We start from the raw sequence: 17,520 nt of genomic DNA on the forward strand, positions 1-17,520 counted from the left end.
CACAAAATAAAAGGCCGGCAACCTAAGGAACTATGCCCATATCTCATGGAAAGCAATACAAGTATGATAAAAAGACTATTCAACAAGACCGTGATGGCCATGTTCTTCGGCATCACGACCATGTCATTCCTCGCAGCCTGTGGCGGAGATGACGAGGGCGGAAACGCAGCCGGAAACAATGTCAATGCCAACGACACTCAGAAGAGTCCGCACGCCCTGCGCCTTGAAATGCCACGCGTGCAGCCGGGCAACAACTATCAGCTGATTGTGAAATATGACGACGAAATCGGTGTGAACTACATCATTGAGTGGGACAAGACCAAACGTGCACAGCGCTGGACCTGCTGGCAATGGACAAAGAGCAATAACTTCAAGGGGTGGGAACGTAAGAAATGGCAAGACGGCGTACAATGGAACGGACAGAAATGGTATGGCGACCCATTCCATGAGGATAGCGAGATTGACGCGAACTACCGCTCATTGCTGACAGATTACAAGTCCTCGGGATATGACCGCGGGCACATCTGCGCATCAGAGGACCGCATCTGTTCGATGAATGTCAACGGTCAGACATTCAGCCTCGCAAACATGCAGCCGCAAATCAATGGCTTCAATGCTCAGGTATGGGCAAAAATGGAGGCGAAGGTGCGCACTTGGGCACAGACAACGACCAACAACAATGGTGTGCTGTATGTCTGCAAAGGCGGCACAATCAACGATGTAAACCTCAACGGCAAGAAGGAAAGCGGCACCACAGGTATGATAAAGAACCGCATCCCCATACCGAAATATTTCTTCATGGCGGTGCTGAAACAAACGAAGGAGAACACATACTCTGCCGTGGCGTTCTGGGCGGAACACAAGAAAGACAACAGTTCCAACCTCACTCCCTACATGATAAGCATCGATGAACTTGAGGCACGCACAGGATATGACTTCTTCTGCAACCTGCCTGACAACATCGAGCAGGCGGTGGAAGGGCGTCTAAACACCGGCGAGTGGAAATAACAATCTTCGAGACCTCATGATTGACAAAACAAAAGGTAACACTTTGCACTGCAAAGTGTTACCTTTTACTGTATTAAACGATACCTTTTACCTGACAAACCGTTACCTTTTGCATAATGAAAGGCAACGTTTTGCGGAGCAAGGCGCAACCACCTATCTTTCAACGAATTACAGTTAACCAAGACTTATCTCACGCTCGATGCCGACATCCCTGACGAACTCCTCGTCATGGCTTACCACAACCAATGTGCCACGGTAGTCTCTCAGTGTCGCGGCAAGTATCTCCATGCTTGCGATGTCTATGTTGTTGGTTGGCTCGTCGGCAATAATCATGTCAGGCGCATTGTCCCCGGCAAGCAGGCAGCATAACGCCAGCTTCATCTTCTCACCACCGCTGAGGTTGCCGCACCTCTTCTCCCATGTCGTGGCGTCAAACAGAAAGCGACTCAAAAGCATCTTAAGCTCATGCTCCGGACGCTTGGTGGCACAGCTTTCCAGCTGCCCATAGACTGTCAGTTCGTTGGCTATGCAAGAGTATTCCTGGTCAAGATAGACGATTTTCAACGCCTCAGCCCTTGACATCTCACCGCCAGTAGGCTGCAATTCCCCTGTCACGAGTTTCAGCAAAGTACTCTTCCGCGCCGCCTTCTCCGCCTTTGCCAGCTCTTTCTGCTGACTTTGCAGACGGGTGAGCTTTGCAGCCGTCAGACTGTCCGTCACCTCTTTGTACTCATCGTAGGGCATCGGATAGTACTGCATCCCATGTTGCGACATCTCATAGATAGCCGGCACAATGTTCAGCAGTGTCCTGTCGTGGCTGACAATGACAACAGTGCCGTTTGTCCGCCTGATGTGCTCATACAACAAAGCCCTGCCATCGGCATCAAGATGATTGGTAGGCTCGTCCATAAGTGTCACGGCAGGATGCCGGATGTCCATGCCTGCCAAGAACACTTTTGTCTTCTCGCCTCCGCTGAGCGCACTCATCGGCATGCCGGGAGCGACATGCCCGATGCCCCACCGCCCGAAAGCCTCTGCCACGGACTCATTGATGCTCCAGTCGTCATCAAGCATAGCGAAGTCCTCCTCTGTGCCATTGCCGTCAAGAATGCAGGCAAGAGCTTTTAATTTCGGTGCTATTCCCAAGGCTTCCGCTACCGTCATACCGTCAAATTGTCCGAAATGCTGCGGCACAAGATACGGCATATCACAAGCCACCTGTCCCGACGACGGTGGCAGAATGCCGGCAATGATTTTGAGAAGTGTAGATTTTCCAACGCCATTGTTTCCCACAATGGCACATCTTTCCCCGTCAGAGACGGAGAAGCTTATATCATTAAACAGCACCTCCTTGTCAGGATGTACATAGGAAATGCTCTGAACCTGTAAGCTCATATTCTATTTGTAATCATTAAAAATAAAACAACTTCGGTACAAATACGCGACTATACATTAGGCGAGACAAACTCCCGCCATGACCATCTGATTACTATGTATAGTCTTTCTTTTTACATGATTGCAAATAAAATATGCTGCAAAAAAAATTATGCCATAGACTTTTTTCATGTAAAGAGAGCCACCAAATTGTTTGGGATAAATTATTATATAAAGTCAAACAAAATTGAATGTCTACAATACTCACACCGTATTGTAGACATTTCCATGCACAGTGTGCCTTCGCCACATTTCTATAAGAAGCGATTATACAGAAAACAGTAGCCTCTTGCAAAAACACAATCATGGAATAATAGGAAAGCCATGAGTAATGCACTTGTATATTTTCGCATATCAGTTCTGTTTGAATAAATAAATATTTGTCTTCATTTTCTACATTTTCTTTTACAGTTCAATCCGCCATGCCCTTTTCTTCTTGTCCAGATGCATTGCGTTTCATGATGAGCAATCCCATTGCCACTCAGCTTCGCAGCTCACTCGGAGTCCTGCCTGTTGAGGCTTTTATGCACTTTGCAAAATATTTCGGGTCGGAGAATCCGCAGGAATAGGCTATTTCCGAGATAGGTGCGGAGGTCTCTTTGAGCATCTTCACCGCGCGTTTCATGCGTGCTTCCTTGAGGAAATCGGCAGGAGTGACACCCAGGAGCTGCTTCATCTTCCTGTTCAGTCCTGAGCGGCTGACAGCTGTCGCGGCAGCAATGTCATTGATTGTGATGTCGCTGTTGGCGATGTTCTTCTCTATGAAGTCCGTCATTTTCTGCATGAACGCCTCGTCCTCTGCCGACAGTCGCGGTGCGATTACTATTGGTGCCTGCGGTTTTTCCTCATGTGTCGGCGCGCTGTCCTCCGCTTCATTCTTGTGGTCAAGCAGCCGAAGATAGGCCTCCAATGTCTCCTTGCGCCGCTTTTCAAGGTTGCGGACATACACAATGGCATAGGTGAGCATGGCGATGCCTACCACGATGACCAGGAGAATGAGCAGTCTGCCGTACCATGTCTCGAAGAATGTCGGTTCTACGAGTATCGTCACCTTGCGCACATTGTCAGTCCATTGCCCAAGAGCGTTTGTGGAACGTATCAGCAGAGTGTGCGTTCCGGCATCAATGTCCCTTATGTCGATGCTGTTGGCTGCCGTCGGATGACTCCATGTGCTGTCGTTATCAAGCCGTGTGGCATAACGGATGTAGCGGTTGCCCGTATAATCAAGAGCAGCGAAACGCAGTGAGAAATCACGGTTGTGACGCGGTATGCGTATGGTGTCACTGTACTCTATGCTGTAGTCTGCCGGCATATCAGCCACGTGAAGCTGTGTCAGTGCGATGCGTGGAGTGAATCCTTTCGCGAACATTTCGCGTACAGGAATGGTCAAAGTTCCCGTTTGCAGTGACAGAAGGAGGCGGTCTTTTCCGATGATTACAGGCTCTGCGTCCGAGAATTGCAGGTTCTCTCCCCAGAAAGCCCTGCCATAGTTCTCTATGTGAGCCGTCTCCGTGTCAAGGATTGACACAGTGTTGTTGCACTGTATGAGGAGTTTGCTGTCGGAAAGCGGCACGCACGCCATGGTAACATCCGAGGCAAGACCGTTGTCGGTGTTATAATGTCTGAACGAAAACCTGTCGGCATGCAGGTCTGTTGTAAGCAGCCGGTTGAGCCCGCCGCTTTCCGTGGTGACGAATATGCGCCCCTTGGAATCCTGAATGACATTCATTGTGGCGTTGTCGGAGAGGCTTTCCTTGCGTTTCGCCTCACGAGTGTGCATGCGCCATTGTATCTTTTCTGTCGGTTTGTAGATGTTGTCCGCCACAAGAAGCCCTTTTGTCGTTGTGGCAAGCATGGTGCCGTCGTCAAGGATGAGCAGTCTTCTGATGCGCAGCCCCTCAGTGGCTTTGACGGCTTTTGCTGTCAGTGACAGCGGTTTTGTGCCTTTTCCTTTGGCAGGTGTGACAACATTTATTCCGCCGACATGTGTCGCTACCCATATCCTTCCTTTCTTGTCCTCCTTCAAGTCATAGATTTGTGTGGAGTTTATGCCGTTGACTTTCTGCATGTTGTCCCCATGCTTGAGGAACAGGCCGTGAGGCTTGGTGCCAATCCACAACATGCCGCGGCTGTCCTCCAGCAGACTGTAGACCGGCATAAACTCTGTGGATGCCGTATGAAGCCTGCCGTCCTTGCCCATGTATCCTTGGAGTTGCAGAGCGGAATCCAGCACCGTCAGTATGCCGTCCTTTGTGCCTATCCACAGATTTCCTTTGCGGTCACGGTACTGCATGCGTACAACGGAAGGGCTGATGCCGTCGATGCGGCTCCATTTCCGTGTGTGCGGAGTCTTGCGCAGGAATCCTTCCGGTGTCATCTGCCAATGGATGCCCCTGTTGTCCGTGAAATCCTCGCATCGGCTTCCATTCTTTGCAAACACCTTCCGCGCCTTTTTCTCTATGCTGCCGGTCACGGGTGAGAATGCCGATGTGCGCACATCGAACAGGAACACATCATAGTCGACAAGGCAATAGATGTTGCCGGTTGCCGTCTCCGGTGTCACATCGTAGTCAGGCACGATGTTGCGGACTCTGTCGCTGTTCATCTCGTTGCCGTCACCGGGCTTCGTTTTGAACGATACAAAGTCGTAGCCGTCAAAGCGATAAAGACCGTTCCATGACGAAAGCCACAGGAATCCCCGTCTGTCCTGCATGATTTGGGTGACATGCTGGTGGGAGATGTCCGAGATGTCGTCAAGGTTATCGGTGGTAAAACCGTACTCCTGCGCGCCAAAGGCAGGGCAGGGGAGCAGTGAGAGGAGCAGGATAAGGAGGAGAGGCATGGCGTTTTTTTGAGGTTGGGACATGGAAAAATCCTGTATGACGGGCTCTTGTCCAAAGCCGCGTCATACAGGATTCTGCAAGAAAATCATTTGATTACTATTTTCCGTCCGTTATGGATGTATATGCCCGGAAGGGTAGGTACAGTGGTCAGTTTCTGTCCGTTGATGTTGTAGTAATCGTTGGTTGTGCCGGCAGATGTCTCAGGAGCATCGATTGCTGTTGTTTCCGGAACGAACACTTTGATGTTGTCGATGAAGGCACGCTTTGCCGTTGTCTCGATTTTCAGCTGCGGATTGGCAGAGACATCCTCGAATGTGAGCGTCAGAGTCTCAAACTCATCGCTTCTCGTTGCCGAGTATTCCTTTGTCTGCGTGTCGCTTCCCGTCATGGAAACTTTTATCTTTCCTTCAACAGATGTCCAGCCCTTGATGTCGAAAGAGACGCAAAGTTTTCCGCCAGGGAACTTGATAGTTCCGGATTTTGTTGTTATGGAGCCAGTCTTAGAGCCGGAACCGAGCTTCACAACTCCACCTGCTTCATAGCCGTTTGTAGCAGTCATCTTGTCACAACCTGGCCATTGTGTTCCTGTCTCGTCAATGGAGCCTTTGGTTATGCAGCTGAAATCATCCTCAAAGACTACTGTTCCCTCAATCACAGGCTCGTCAGGATCCGGATTGTCAGGGTCAGTCGGGTCGGTAGGTTCTCCACCTTCTCCCGGCAGATAGTCAGCGTAGCGGTCATCATCGGTACAGGTTGTTATGGCTGTGTATGGGTCGAAAGCCACGTTGATGCTATCACCCCAGACATATTCCGAGAGGGTAGGGAAGTCGATGAACAGGTTACGGTTGCCCTGAAGTGAGCAGACCGCATTGTTACGGTCCACCTCTGTCTGGGAAACCTTGTCCTTGCGTGTCCATTCAAGATAGAGAGTGTACGCCCATTTCTGCAATGTAGGCCAGTCGTTGTTCTCCAACTGCTGCAGTCCCTGTGTGCCTTGCCATGTCAGGTTCTGGTAGGTGGTCGCCATATAGAAATATGTACGTGAGAAATCTCCCTTCCATTCATCGTTTGGTTCGCATAGCTGTATGTTGCCATGGTTGCCGGCAGGACCTTTTCCCACTTTCTCATAGCCATCGAGAATGCTTGGGTTGGTCACCTTGCCCATAGGGTAGTTGCTCTTCTTTGAGTTGTCTTCGGACGGTGAAGGGTAGAGGTGGTGCAAATCCTTGTAGGCATTGTTCTGTGAACCTCCCCACCATGATTTCGGGAAAGAGTGCTCGATGTTCATGCCGCTGATGACAGAACCTTTGCTTCCGAAATAGTATTTGCCGGCACTGTAACGGTTCACGCACTGGTTGGTTGACGCTATGCGGTCGGTGGTGTAGAAGCCTCCCCATGTGTTTTCTTTTCCGGAACCGTAGGAAATGATAGTCTTCGGTTGGCTGATGCTGTAGATTTTTGTCTTCAGCGCTTCCTTTTTCAGCCCTTTCAGGCTCTTTGCGTATTCTGCCAGTCCTTTACGGTCAAGACAGTAAGCAGGCGTGGCACTCATAATGGCAAGCGCCAGTACGGCTATGGATGTAAAAAGTTTCTTCATAGTGTGTCTGTTTTTTGTTTGTTTTGGCAAAGTTACTGCTTTATTGTGAAAAAACAAAAACATTCGTTATTTTTCTTTCGTGCTTGGTGGCATATAAGGCAATGTGCGGTCATGGAAAGCACGGCAGGCATTTGTTTAACGACTTTTCAAGGTTGTTAAGCGGTAAGAATAATTTTGACAAACCACATTCATGGTTTTTCAGATGATTTTCTTTTGAAGACAAGAAAATGGCGACAGAAAATGCGGTTTTCATTGTTTTTTGACCTTGTTTTTGGCAAAAAGCACTCCGAATCGCTATGGTTTGTGATGCCAATCGTAACCTTTCACACTGTCAACCGTTACCTTTTGTCATGCCAATCGTTACCTTTTGCAGGCAGGAATGATGCTTTTGTGGCTTAAAAGTGTGTGGATGAGCAGTGCTTTTTCTTGTAATTGTTTGACAGATAGGGTGTTACATGGAGGTGTGAAAACAGCACATGTTTTTCGGTATTTTCATCTTGTGATTTTGTTATTCCAAGGAATTATGTTAAAATCGGTTCTGCAAGATTTCGTGTGGGTATGGATAAAATGCGATCTGCATACAGTGGCATTGCCGATTTTTTTGCAGTTATCCCGGCATACATTTGCAGTAAACAAATGGTGGCACGCCACTGTTTGGTGTACAGAAAACAACAGTGGAGATGCGGAAAATGTGGAAAAAATGCCGAAAATGGGTGTAAAATAAGACTGTTCTTGTTAAATAGTACAAACAATTGTTGTGTATTGTGTTTTTTGTTTGTAAATTTGCGGTTGATTGCGCAACACGATGATTCACATGTTATGCCATGCATGAAACAGATTTGTGTGACGGCACAATCGGCGGAAGCCATGCGGCGGAAGAATCGGCGGTGACTTCTTATAAGGAAAAATAGTAAAAACAAATCATTGAAATACGACTATGGAACATGTAAAGTGCTTGATTGTCGGCTCAGGACCGGCAGGCTATACGGCGGCGATATATGCAGGACGCGCCAATCTCAGTCCTGTGGAGTACTGCGGAATGCAGACCGGCGGACAGCTGACGCAGACCACTGACGTGGAGAACTTCCCCGGCTATCCGGAAGGAGTGGACGGAAACCAGATGATGATGGACCTCCGCGCTCAGGCGGAACGCTTCGGCGCTGACCTCCGTGACGGTGAGATTGTCGAGGCAGACCTGTCAAAGCGTCCTTTCGTCCTTACTGCCGACAATGGCGACAAGATAGAGGCGGAGACACTGATCATCGCCACAGGAGCATCGGCAAAATATCTCGGACTTGACGATGAGAAGAAATATGCCGGACAGGGTGTCAGCGCATGTGCCACCTGTGACGGCTTCTTCTACCGCAAGAAGGTGGTCGCTGTCGTCGGAGGCGGTGACACAGCTTGTGAGGAGGCGACATATCTCGCAGGACTTGCATCCAAGGTCTATCTCCTTGTCCGCAAGCCGTTCCTCCGCGCTTCCGAGGTGATGAAGCAGCGCGTCATGGAGAATGAGAAGATAGAAGTCCTTTTCGAGCATAACGCCGAGGGGCTTTTCGGCGAGAACGGTGTGGAGGGTGTCCACGTCGTAAAGCGTAAAGGGGAGGCTGACGAGGAGCGTTACGACATAGCTGTCGACGGCTTCTTCCTCGCCATAGGCCATAAGCCAAATTCTGATGTCTTCAAGAAATATGTGGAGACTGACGAGGTGGGCTACATCAAGACCGAGGGGGCGACACCCCGCACAAACATTCCGGGAGTCTTCGCTGCCGGTGATGTCGCCGACCCTCTCTACCGTCAGGCGGTCACAGCCGCCGGTTCGGGCTGCAAGGCTGCCATTGAGGCAGACCGTTTCCTTAGGGAACAATAAGGATAATCAGACTGTTTTGTCATGCAATCCGCATTATGTGGATTGCATGACAGACAACCTGCCTATTTGTCGAGTTGGCAATTTCTTGGAAAGAGATAATTTTTTAATCACTAATAATTAAAACTTAAAAACAACCATTTATGAAGAAATCAATGCGATTTGCCTTGATGCTGTTCCTCATGTGTATAGGGACGGTGGCATCATGGGCAGACTTCAAGGATTTCAGTGTGCAGGTGAACAACCAGGAAGGCACACTGTTGACCTCTGAGGAAGTGGCAGTGCAGCACACAGCCTTTGAGTTCGGTGTCGCTGTGGCATCGGACGGAGCTGTGAGCCGTGTGGCTGCCGGTGACGCAAATTCTGTGGCTACTGTCAGTGGCAAGTACCACAATGACCATGGTTCTACAGGACTGAAAGTGGTGGTTCCTGTGGACGGTAATGTGAAAATCACTGTCGGACAGTGTACTTACAGTGGCAGTGCTATCAAGGTGACCAACAGTGACGGCGCAGAGGTTGCCACAAAGACTCCGGGAACAGCTTGCTGGAAGAATGACCGTAGCAATGTCACCGAACTGTACTACACAGGCGAGGCTACCACACTGACTATCTCCGGCATGGGCTACTGCCCTTATGTTGCCGTAGAGAAGAGCGATGCCGTTGTGAAGAAGTTCGACATCACTTACAGCCTTGGTACAGAAGAAGGTGTGGAAGGTATCGCTCCGGCCGGCGTGACATGGACAGAGGGCGACACATTTAACGCTCCAAAGAACTTCACATTATATAAAGAAGGTTATACTCTCACAGGCTGGAACGACGGCACAAAGACTGTCGGAGTAGGTGAGGAGTATGCTCCTGCATCCGATGTGACACTGACTCCGGTGTTTACAAAGAACACTGTCTCTCTTGCTGACCGCACAGAGGCTGTCACTTTGAAATGGGATTTCCAGACAAGGAATGGTGCGCCTACTGTTGGTTGGCAGAATGTCACAGGCATTTATGTCACCCAGGCTCTTGTCAACGGACAGACAATCGATGTCAAAGTTGATTTCGACACAAATAATGGCGGCAAGATTGCCAATGCCAATTGGAATGACTGGTGTCAGATGAATGCAGGCACGAAATTCACAATCCCTTCATGCAAGGGTGCTACATTCACTCTTGAATCTTACAGTGCTACAACTACGACAACCGTTGACGGTGTCGCAGCAGAAGGAAATGGCAGCACTGTCTATACCACAGAGATAGGCAGCAAGTCGGAGACAATCGATATTGTCATTGGCGACGGCAGCTATTTCCGCTATCTTCAGATGGTCCTTCCTGTCGTGGCACAGGGAGGTGGCATGACTTTCGACAATCAGGAGGTGACTGTGACATTTGCCATGGACTCAACAGATGAGCCGGGCAAGTACACCATTACTCCTGTAGAGACCGGAGTTGCAATGTCAACTGTAGCTTTTGACTATGGTAGTGCTAAAATAAATGGACTTGGCAAGATAACCGATAAGGAGAACAACACAGTGTGTCCGGCAGGCTTGAAGATAGTTCCTGCCAATGGCAAGGATGATTTGCTGTACTGGAATGTCAAGCCGGCAGCAGGTCTTACATTCACTCCTACTAAGGTTACAGGCTATGTGAACCGTGACGGTACTGACGCAGAGAACGGTCTTACTGTCAGTGTCAAGCAGGGTGAGAATGCTGCTGTGACTCTCGGAACATGGACAGCATTGCGCAGTGGAAAGGGTATCAACAAACCTTATGACGAGAAGGGTATCGCACAGTATGTTGTAGAGCTTACTCCTGAACAGCAGACTGCACTCACAGGCTCTGACATGTTCCAGTTGATGGCTACTATCGGTGTAGGCAACACCAAGAACAGTATCTTCGGTACAGTGACCATTACAGGTGTTGTCAACGGTACAATGGCTGATGTCAACAAGTATGCTGTCAGCGTTGCTGTTGCTCCTGCTGAGGGTGGTTCGGCTACAATCTATCCTAACTCTGCTGAGTATGAGGAGAATGACGAGGTCACACTCACTGCAACAAAGAACTTTGGATATGATTTCGTCAACTGGACAGACCAGGACGGCAATGTCGTTTCTGAGGAAGCGAAGTTCAAGTATACAGTCGTTGCTGACGCTACATTGACAGCTAACTTCAAGAAGGTGAACACTTATGCTCTTGATGTCACTGTTGACGGCGGTGGTAAGGACTATATGATTAGCTATTCTCCTGCCTATACTTTGGTTGACGGCAAGAAGATGTACGAGGAAGACACAAACGTGACTGTCACAGCTGCATCCAATGAGGTTGTCAAGTTCGGCTCATGGAGCGACGGACAGACATCTGCTGAGATTGTCTGCAAGATGACAGAGGACCTCTCGCTTACTGCGACATATTCCGCTTCTGACTTCATTGCAATATGGGACTTCTATCAGCCGGGCAACAACGGCCGTATCGCCGACTTCTCTGCAGAAGGAAATGAGGCAGCAGCCCTCGTTATGCGTGATGAGGCAGGCAATGCTTCAGGTTGGCTTGACAAGCCGGAAGTCAACGGAGGCTACGAAGGTCGTCCGGGCGGTGTCTGCTGGAAGAATGATGTGGCAATAGGCACATACTACTGGCAGACAAAGGTTGACGCAAGCAATTTCACTGACATTAAGGTGAAGTCGGCAATGGTGTACAACTACAATGCTTATCAGACCTACAATGTTGAGTACTCTCTTGACGGTGAGAGCTGGAATAAGCTCGGCGCAATCAATATGACCGGTGCAAAGAACTGGACAGATCTTGCTGTGGATGTTCCTGCTGAAGCAAACAACAAGGCAGAGGTTTATTTCCGCTGGATAGCAGACAAGTCGTCAAAGATTGACGGTACAAGCTCAAAGAATGACGGTGCTTGTATCGGTGCAATCTACATCACAGGCTCTGAGAAGGTATTCGATGACGGCAAGGCTCCTGTTGTTGTGACTACTGTCCCTGTCGAGGGAAGCAGCACAGCAAGTGCAAACGGCAAGATTGTCATTACCTTTGACAAGAAGGTTCAGCTCACTCCAAACGCTAAGGCTACTCTTGGAACAACTGATCTGAAGCCTGTGGTATCAGGCAAGACTGTCGTATGCGAATACAAAGGTCTCGCTTACTCTACAGATTATGTGTTCACTCTTAGCGGAAATTCTGTTGTTGACCTTACAGGTAATAACAAGGTGGCAGACGACATAACAATCAATTTCACCACAAGGACAAAGCCTGAGGTCACAAAGGGCATCTATGATGCTGTCGTTACCACAGGTGCAGAGCTTTCTGCTGCTATCGCTGCTGCCAACAAGCGTGCTGATAAGTCTACACGCTACCGCATCTTCGTGAAGCAGGGCAATGTGAAGATTCCTGCTTATGACGGCGATGTCACTGTGGAAGTTGAGCTTGCCAACGGCACAAAGGTGAAGAAGACTTACAAGGAGCCACGTACTTACATCACCGGTAACAATATCTCTATCATCGGTGAGAACTACGAGAACACTGTTATCACCAACTCTGCTCCTACAGAGACATATCAGGGCAAGTACGGTCCTGCAAACATTGCTGAGGGTATCGGTAACTCTGATGTCTTCATCAACTCATCAACAGGACTCTATATCCAGGGCGTTACTGTCAAGACATCCCTCGGTGATGCTGTCGGACGTGACATTGCTTTCCAGGATAAGGGTAACAAGACAATCATGAAGGATGCCTGCCTCTGGGGCTATCAGGATACATACGTTTCCAACGGCGACAAGAGCAAGTACTACTTCGAGGGCGGTGTGCTTCGCGGACGCACTGACTTCCTCTGTGGTAAGGGCGATGTTTACTATAATCAGGTGACTCTCCGTCAGGTTGCAGGTGGCTATCTTGCTGTTCCTTCTGTACCGAAGAAGTACGGATATGTCTTCGAATCATGCAAGATTGTCAGCGATGATGCTGACCCAAGCAAGGTGAATGGCCAGTTCACACTCGGCCGTCCTTGGGGTTCAGGCACACCGAAGGCATACTTCCTGAATACAGAAATGGAGGTTGCTCCTTCTGCTGTGGGCTGGAACGAGATGTCAGGCGGCTGGCCGGCACGTTTCGCAGAATACAACTCTCATCTCTCTTCCGGCACATTGGTTGACCTTTCTCAGCGTAAGACAACCTTCGGTGACGGTCACAAGAACAATCCTGTGCTGACAGCGGAAGAGGCTGCAGAGCTGACTCTCGCAAACGTTATGGGACAGGATGATGACTGGGATCCTACTGCATTGACAGAGCAGGCAAGTGCTCCGGTGAACGTTAAGCTGACAGGCAACGACATCACTTGGGATGATTCCTACTATGTTCTCTGCTGGGCTGTATGCAAGGACGGCAAGGTTGTTGACTTTACAACAGAGCCTACCTACACTGTCGATGACGCGAAGGCTGTATGGTCTGTACGCGCTGCAAACGAGATGGGTGGACTTGGCGAGGCTGCTGTCGCTACAACAGGCACGGGTATCAGCAATGTTGAGACAGGCAATGCTGCCAATGCCAATACCGTCAGCAAGTTCATCGAGAACGGAAAGGTTGTTATCGTAAAGGACGGCAAGAAGTTCTCCGCAGCAGGACAAATGCTGAAATAAGGCTGATTATCCGGCGATTTGTCAGGTTGGCAAATTGACAACTTGACAAAATGTCAGATAAAAAAACAAGAACAATTTAAACTTTCAATAAAGTGTTTGCATCTAATAAGGGTGTAAACACTTTTTTTATGTATATGAAGAAAATATTTTTATTGATGGTTATCGCTCTTTGTGCCACGGTCAACGTGATGGCGCAGAGGGTTATCAGCGGAACATTCGTTGACAAAGACAGCGATGACGGTATCGCACAGGTTACGGTATCGCTTCTGAAGAGAGACAGCGCCTTCGTGAAAGGTGTGATTTCTGACATTAACGGCAAATTCTCGGTGACAGCACCGAAGGACGGCAGCTATCTGCTGAAAGTGACAAGTGTGGGCTATAAGACTTTGGTCAAGCCTGTTCGGGTCAGCGGCTCCAATGTCTCTCTTGGGAAGATCACGCTTGCCCTCGATGCTGTGATGCTTAAAGAGGCTATCGTCACCGGACAGGCAGCAAAGATGACTGTCAAGGAAGATACTTTCGTATATAACGCTGCAGCTTACCATACTCCCGAAGGCTCTGCCATAGAGGAACTTGTCAAGCGTCTTCCGGGTGCCCAAGTGGATGAGAACGGTAAGATAACCATGAATGGCAAGGAGGTAAAGAAGATACTTGTAGACGGCAAGGAGTTCATGACAGGTGACACAGAGACCGCCTTGAAGAACCTTCCGACATCGATTATCGAGAAAGTGAAGTCCTACGACCAAAAGTCTGACCTTGCCCGTGTGACAGGCATCGATGACGGAGAGGAGGAGACTGTCCTCGACTTTGGCATCAAGCGCGGCATGAACAAGGGAATCATGGCTAATGTGGACTTGTCCATCGGTACCGACGCCCGTTATGCCGAGCGTGGCATGGGGGCATACATGAGGGACAATCTGAAGATAATGGCATTCGGCAGTGCCAACAACACCGGCAACAAAGGTTTCCCCGGCGGTGGTGGCGGTATGCGCTTCGGCGGTGGAAACAATGGTCTTAATGCGCACAAGATGTTGGGATTCAATGTCAACTATCAGAATGCAAAGATTCTGAAAATCGACGGTTCGGTGCGCTGGAACCATAATGACAAGGATGTGATGTCAAAGAAATCCACAGAGAACTTCCTCAGTTCCACAAAGTCGTTCGGCAACTCTAAGTCCCAATCCTTCTCACGTGGCGACTCATGGAATGCCCAGATGCGACTCGAATGGACACCGGACACGATGACGAACATCATGTTCCGTCCGAACATCTCTATCTCCACTTCCGACAATGCGTCAAACTCTGCCGATGCAACGTTCAATGCCGACCCTTACGAGAGTGTCGGTGACCCTCTTTCGGAAGAAGGCTTGAGCAAGTTGGAAGAACTTGGACAGCTTGTGAACTCAAAGAAAGCAAGCTCACTTTCTTACAGCAAGTCAACATCGGCGAAAGGAATGTTCCAGTTCAACCGTAAGCTGGGCAACCGCGGACGCAACATAACATTCCGTGGAAACTTCAGTTACAGTGACGGTGATTCCAAGAGTACAAGCCTTCAGGATGTGACCATATTCCAGGCGTTGGACAACAACAATTATCAAATAAACAGGTATAACGTAACTCCGACAAAGTCTTATGGCTATACATTGAAAGGAACTTACTCCGAACCGTTGGGAAAACAGATGTTCTTGCAGGCTGCATACTCATTCAAGTACTCAAAGTCGAAGAGCGACCGCAGCACTTATGACTATTCCAATATCGGCGGATATGACCTTGTAATGCCTGTATATCGCGATTGGGAGACATATCTCGGCAGACTCAACGGCTATCCTGATTTGGGTGAATATCTTGACGAAGACTTGTCAAAGAAGTCTGAATACGATACATACACTCACGAAGGCTCTCTTCAGCTGAGGAAAATCGGCAGGAAATGGAACTATACCGTCGGAGTGATGGCACAACCACAGCACACTCGCCTTAGATACAAATACCAGGGAGCGGACGTAGATGTGAAGCGCGATGTGGTCAATTTCGCACCTTCACTTGACTTGCGTTACAAGATTTCAAAGGTCAGCCAGCTGCGCGCCACCTACCGTTCAACAACGAGCCAGCCGTCAATGACCGACCTTCTCGACATCGAAGACAACTCCGACCCTCTCAACATCTCTCAAGGCAACCCGGAACTGAAGCCTTCGTTCAATCATAATTTCCGCCTGTTCTATAATGGATATTCTCCAAATCACAGCCAGTCATGGATGACACATGTTAATTTCTCCTTGACGCAGAACAGTATTGCCAGCTGCGTGACATATGATGAAGATACCGGTGGCAAGATTACAAAGCCGGAGAACATCAACGGTAACTGGAATCTCAATGGCGCATTGATGTACAACCGCAGCATAGACTCCGCAGGAGTGTGGAACATCAACACGTTCACAAGCGTCAATTATCAGAACCGTGTCTCTTATCTCATGCAGGATAAGGTGACGCTGAAGAACACTACACGCTCAACAACCGTCGGCGAACGCTTGTCAATCAGCTACCGCAGTTCATGGCTTGAGGTGGAACCGAACGGACAGTTGAGTTTCGCACATACACGCAACCTGCTCCAGTCGCAGTCAAATCTTGACACATGGAACTTCAATTACGGTATGAACATCACCGTTACTGCACCGTGGGGCACTGGATTCTCTACTGACGCGCACATGAATTCCCGCAGAGGATATAACGATGCGTCCCTGAACACCAATGAGTTTGTATGGAACGCGCAGGTTTCGCAGTCGTTCCTCAAGGGCAAGCCTCTGACACTTTCCGTGCAGTTCTACGACATACTGAAGAAACAGTCCAGCCTCTCACGCGCAATCTCGGATACGCAGCGTACCGACTCGGAGTATAACACGATAAATTCCTACGTGATGTTCCACCTTATATATAAGATAAACTCTTTCGGAGGAAAGGACGCACGCCGAGGAAATGGCAGGGACGGCGGCAGGCCTGATTTCAATGACAGCCGCTTCAGCCGTGGCGGAGGAATGGGCGGCATGCGCCCTCCTCACATGATGTGATTGTTGTTTGTTAAGGTAATGAAGTCAGAGGAATTCTGACTGATAAAATGAAAGGTGACGGTTCGTGATTGAATCGTCACCTTTTGCATTAATGACCCCAAGTAAGTTAGTCCACAAAATTAACAAGCAGAGAAGGCGAAAGACAAATCCATACATAACGATTGAAAATAATGTCGTTTAATTTTGCGGACTCACTTAAGTAAACAAACATCATTCTGACTATGAAAAATCTTCCCTTTCGTGCACCGTTTCCAAAGAAAAAATGTAACTTTGCAGCAACATAAGAAAACATCGGAAACAGATTCCCCACAACATAACGCCCATGAAAATACTTGTTCTTGAAAACGACAAACATGATTTCCACCTGCTGAAGCATCTGCTGGAAGACCTCAGACCGGAGGCGGAGATTATCGGTCCCATATCCACCGTGGCGCAGGCGAAAGACTATCTGCAATACTGTCCGTATGGCATCGGCATCATCATCGCCGACATACGGCTCGATGACGGACTCAGTTTCGATGCGCTGAACTATGCTCCGGAGGACACACCGATAATCTTCACCACCACTTATGGCGACCATGCGTTGCAGGCATTCGGGTACAACAGTCTGTCGTATCTGCTCAAACCCATTGACAGCGAAGCACTTTCACAAGCATTGGACAAGGCACGCCGACTGCAAAAGCCGCACAGGAAACGGCATGCACGCAGCACTGCCGGTGAGAGTGGCTACCGCGAGCGGTTCCTTGTCAAGACCACCAAAGGCGAGAAAGTAATCCTTACAGCCAATCTGAGGTATGTAGTCTCCGAACAGAAAACCACGTACCTGAAGCTCCAGGACGGCACTTCTTATGCCCTGCCAAAAAACCTCGACGAGGTTGCGAAGCTGCTTAATCCGAGGCTTTTCATGCGCGTGAACCGTAAGTACATCATCCCTCTCGGACAGGTTGCAGGCACCGAGAGCCTCGAAAACGGGAAGATGTCCGTCTGCCTCAAAGGAGACAATCATCCGGAGGTTATTGTCAGCCGCACACGGAAAGCGGAAGTGTGCAAATGGCTTGAATGGCACTGACGCTTCATC

Annotated in this window: 8 protein-coding genes; 5 read left to right on the top strand and 3 right to left on the bottom strand. The window is 49.1% G+C overall.

Annotated elements, in window-relative coordinates; genetic code table 11:
• The first annotated feature begins 63 nt into the window (after positions 1–63).
• Positions 64–1,008 (top strand): DNA/RNA non-specific endonuclease, encoded by a 945-nt coding sequence (locus tag HPS57_RS13910; RefSeq protein WP_172184162.1) that lies wholly within the window; start codon positions 64–66, stop codon positions 1,006–1,008.
• A gap of 174 nt (positions 1,009–1,182) precedes the next feature.
• Here HPS57_RS13910 and HPS57_RS13915 read toward each other — a convergent pair whose 3' ends face one another.
• From HPS57_RS13915 to HPS57_RS13925, 3 genes are all read right to left on the bottom strand, one after another.
• Positions 1,183–2,403, bottom strand: a complete 1,221-nt coding sequence (locus tag HPS57_RS13915; RefSeq protein WP_172184165.1) for an ATP-binding cassette domain-containing protein — start codon at positions 2,401–2,403, stop codon at positions 1,183–1,185.
• Positions 2,404–2,923: 520 nt separating this feature from the next.
• On the bottom strand, positions 2,924–5,308 hold the full coding sequence (locus HPS57_RS13920) for a two-component regulator propeller domain-containing protein (RefSeq protein ID WP_172184167.1): 2,385 nt from the start codon (positions 5,306–5,308) through the stop codon (positions 2,924–2,926).
• A 62-nt stretch (positions 5,309–5,370) separates the two neighbouring features.
• Positions 5,371–6,882: an endonuclease I family protein gene (locus tag HPS57_RS13925; protein WP_172184169.1), complete on the bottom strand. Its 1,512-nt coding sequence runs from the start codon at positions 6,880–6,882 to the stop codon at positions 5,371–5,373.
• A 937-nt stretch (positions 6,883–7,819) separates the two neighbouring features.
• On the opposite strand from HPS57_RS13925, the gene trxB reads away from it, so the two are divergent.
• The 4 genes from trxB (at position 7,820) to HPS57_RS13945 (ending at position 17,511) form a co-directional block, all read left to right on the top strand.
• A complete protein-coding gene (trxB, locus tag HPS57_RS13930) occupies positions 7,820–8,752 on the top strand; it encodes a thioredoxin-disulfide reductase (protein ID WP_172184171.1) in 933 nt (310 codons plus the stop codon).
• 140 nt (positions 8,753–8,892) lie between these two features.
• Complete coding sequence (locus tag HPS57_RS13935; protein WP_172184174.1) at positions 8,893–13,380, top strand: InlB B-repeat-containing protein; 4,488 nt, start codon at positions 8,893–8,895, stop codon at positions 13,378–13,380.
• A gap of 134 nt (positions 13,381–13,514) precedes the next feature.
• Positions 13,515–16,442: an outer membrane beta-barrel protein gene (locus HPS57_RS13940; protein WP_172184176.1), complete on the top strand. Its 2,928-nt coding sequence runs from the start codon at positions 13,515–13,517 to the stop codon at positions 16,440–16,442.
• Positions 16,443–16,764: 322 nt separating this feature from the next.
• A complete protein-coding gene (locus HPS57_RS13945) occupies positions 16,765–17,511 on the top strand; it encodes a LytR/AlgR family response regulator transcription factor (protein ID WP_172184179.1) in 747 nt (248 codons plus the stop codon).
• Positions 17,512–17,520 lie beyond the last annotated feature (9 nt).

Source organism: Palleniella intestinalis (genome assembly GCF_013166595.1).
GTDB lineage: Bacteria > Bacteroidota > Bacteroidia > Bacteroidales > Bacteroidaceae > Prevotella > Prevotella intestinalis.

Excerpts from the sequence above, each read along its gene's own strand:
- HPS57_RS13910 (WP_172184162.1), top strand. The coding sequence starts at position 64 with ATGATAAAAAGACTATTCAACAAGACCGTGATGGCCATGTTCTTCGGC.
- HPS57_RS13915 (WP_172184165.1), bottom strand. The coding sequence starts at position 2,403 with ATGAGCTTACAGGTTCAGAGCATTTCCTATGTACATCCTGACAAGGAG.
- HPS57_RS13920 (WP_172184167.1), bottom strand. The coding sequence starts at position 5,308 with ATGTCCCAACCTCAAAAAAACGCCATGCCTCTCCTCCTTATCCTGCTC.
- HPS57_RS13925 (WP_172184169.1), bottom strand. The coding sequence starts at position 6,882 with ATGAAGAAACTTTTTACATCCATAGCCGTACTGGCGCTTGCCATTATG.
- trxB (WP_172184171.1), top strand. The coding sequence starts at position 7,820 with ATGGAACATGTAAAGTGCTTGATTGTCGGCTCAGGACCGGCAGGCTAT.
- HPS57_RS13935 (WP_172184174.1), top strand. The coding sequence starts at position 8,893 with ATGAAGAAATCAATGCGATTTGCCTTGATGCTGTTCCTCATGTGTATA.
- HPS57_RS13940 (WP_172184176.1), top strand. The coding sequence starts at position 13,515 with ATGAAGAAAATATTTTTATTGATGGTTATCGCTCTTTGTGCCACGGTC.
- HPS57_RS13945 (WP_172184179.1), top strand. The coding sequence starts at position 16,765 with ATGAAAATACTTGTTCTTGAAAACGACAAACATGATTTCCACCTGCTG.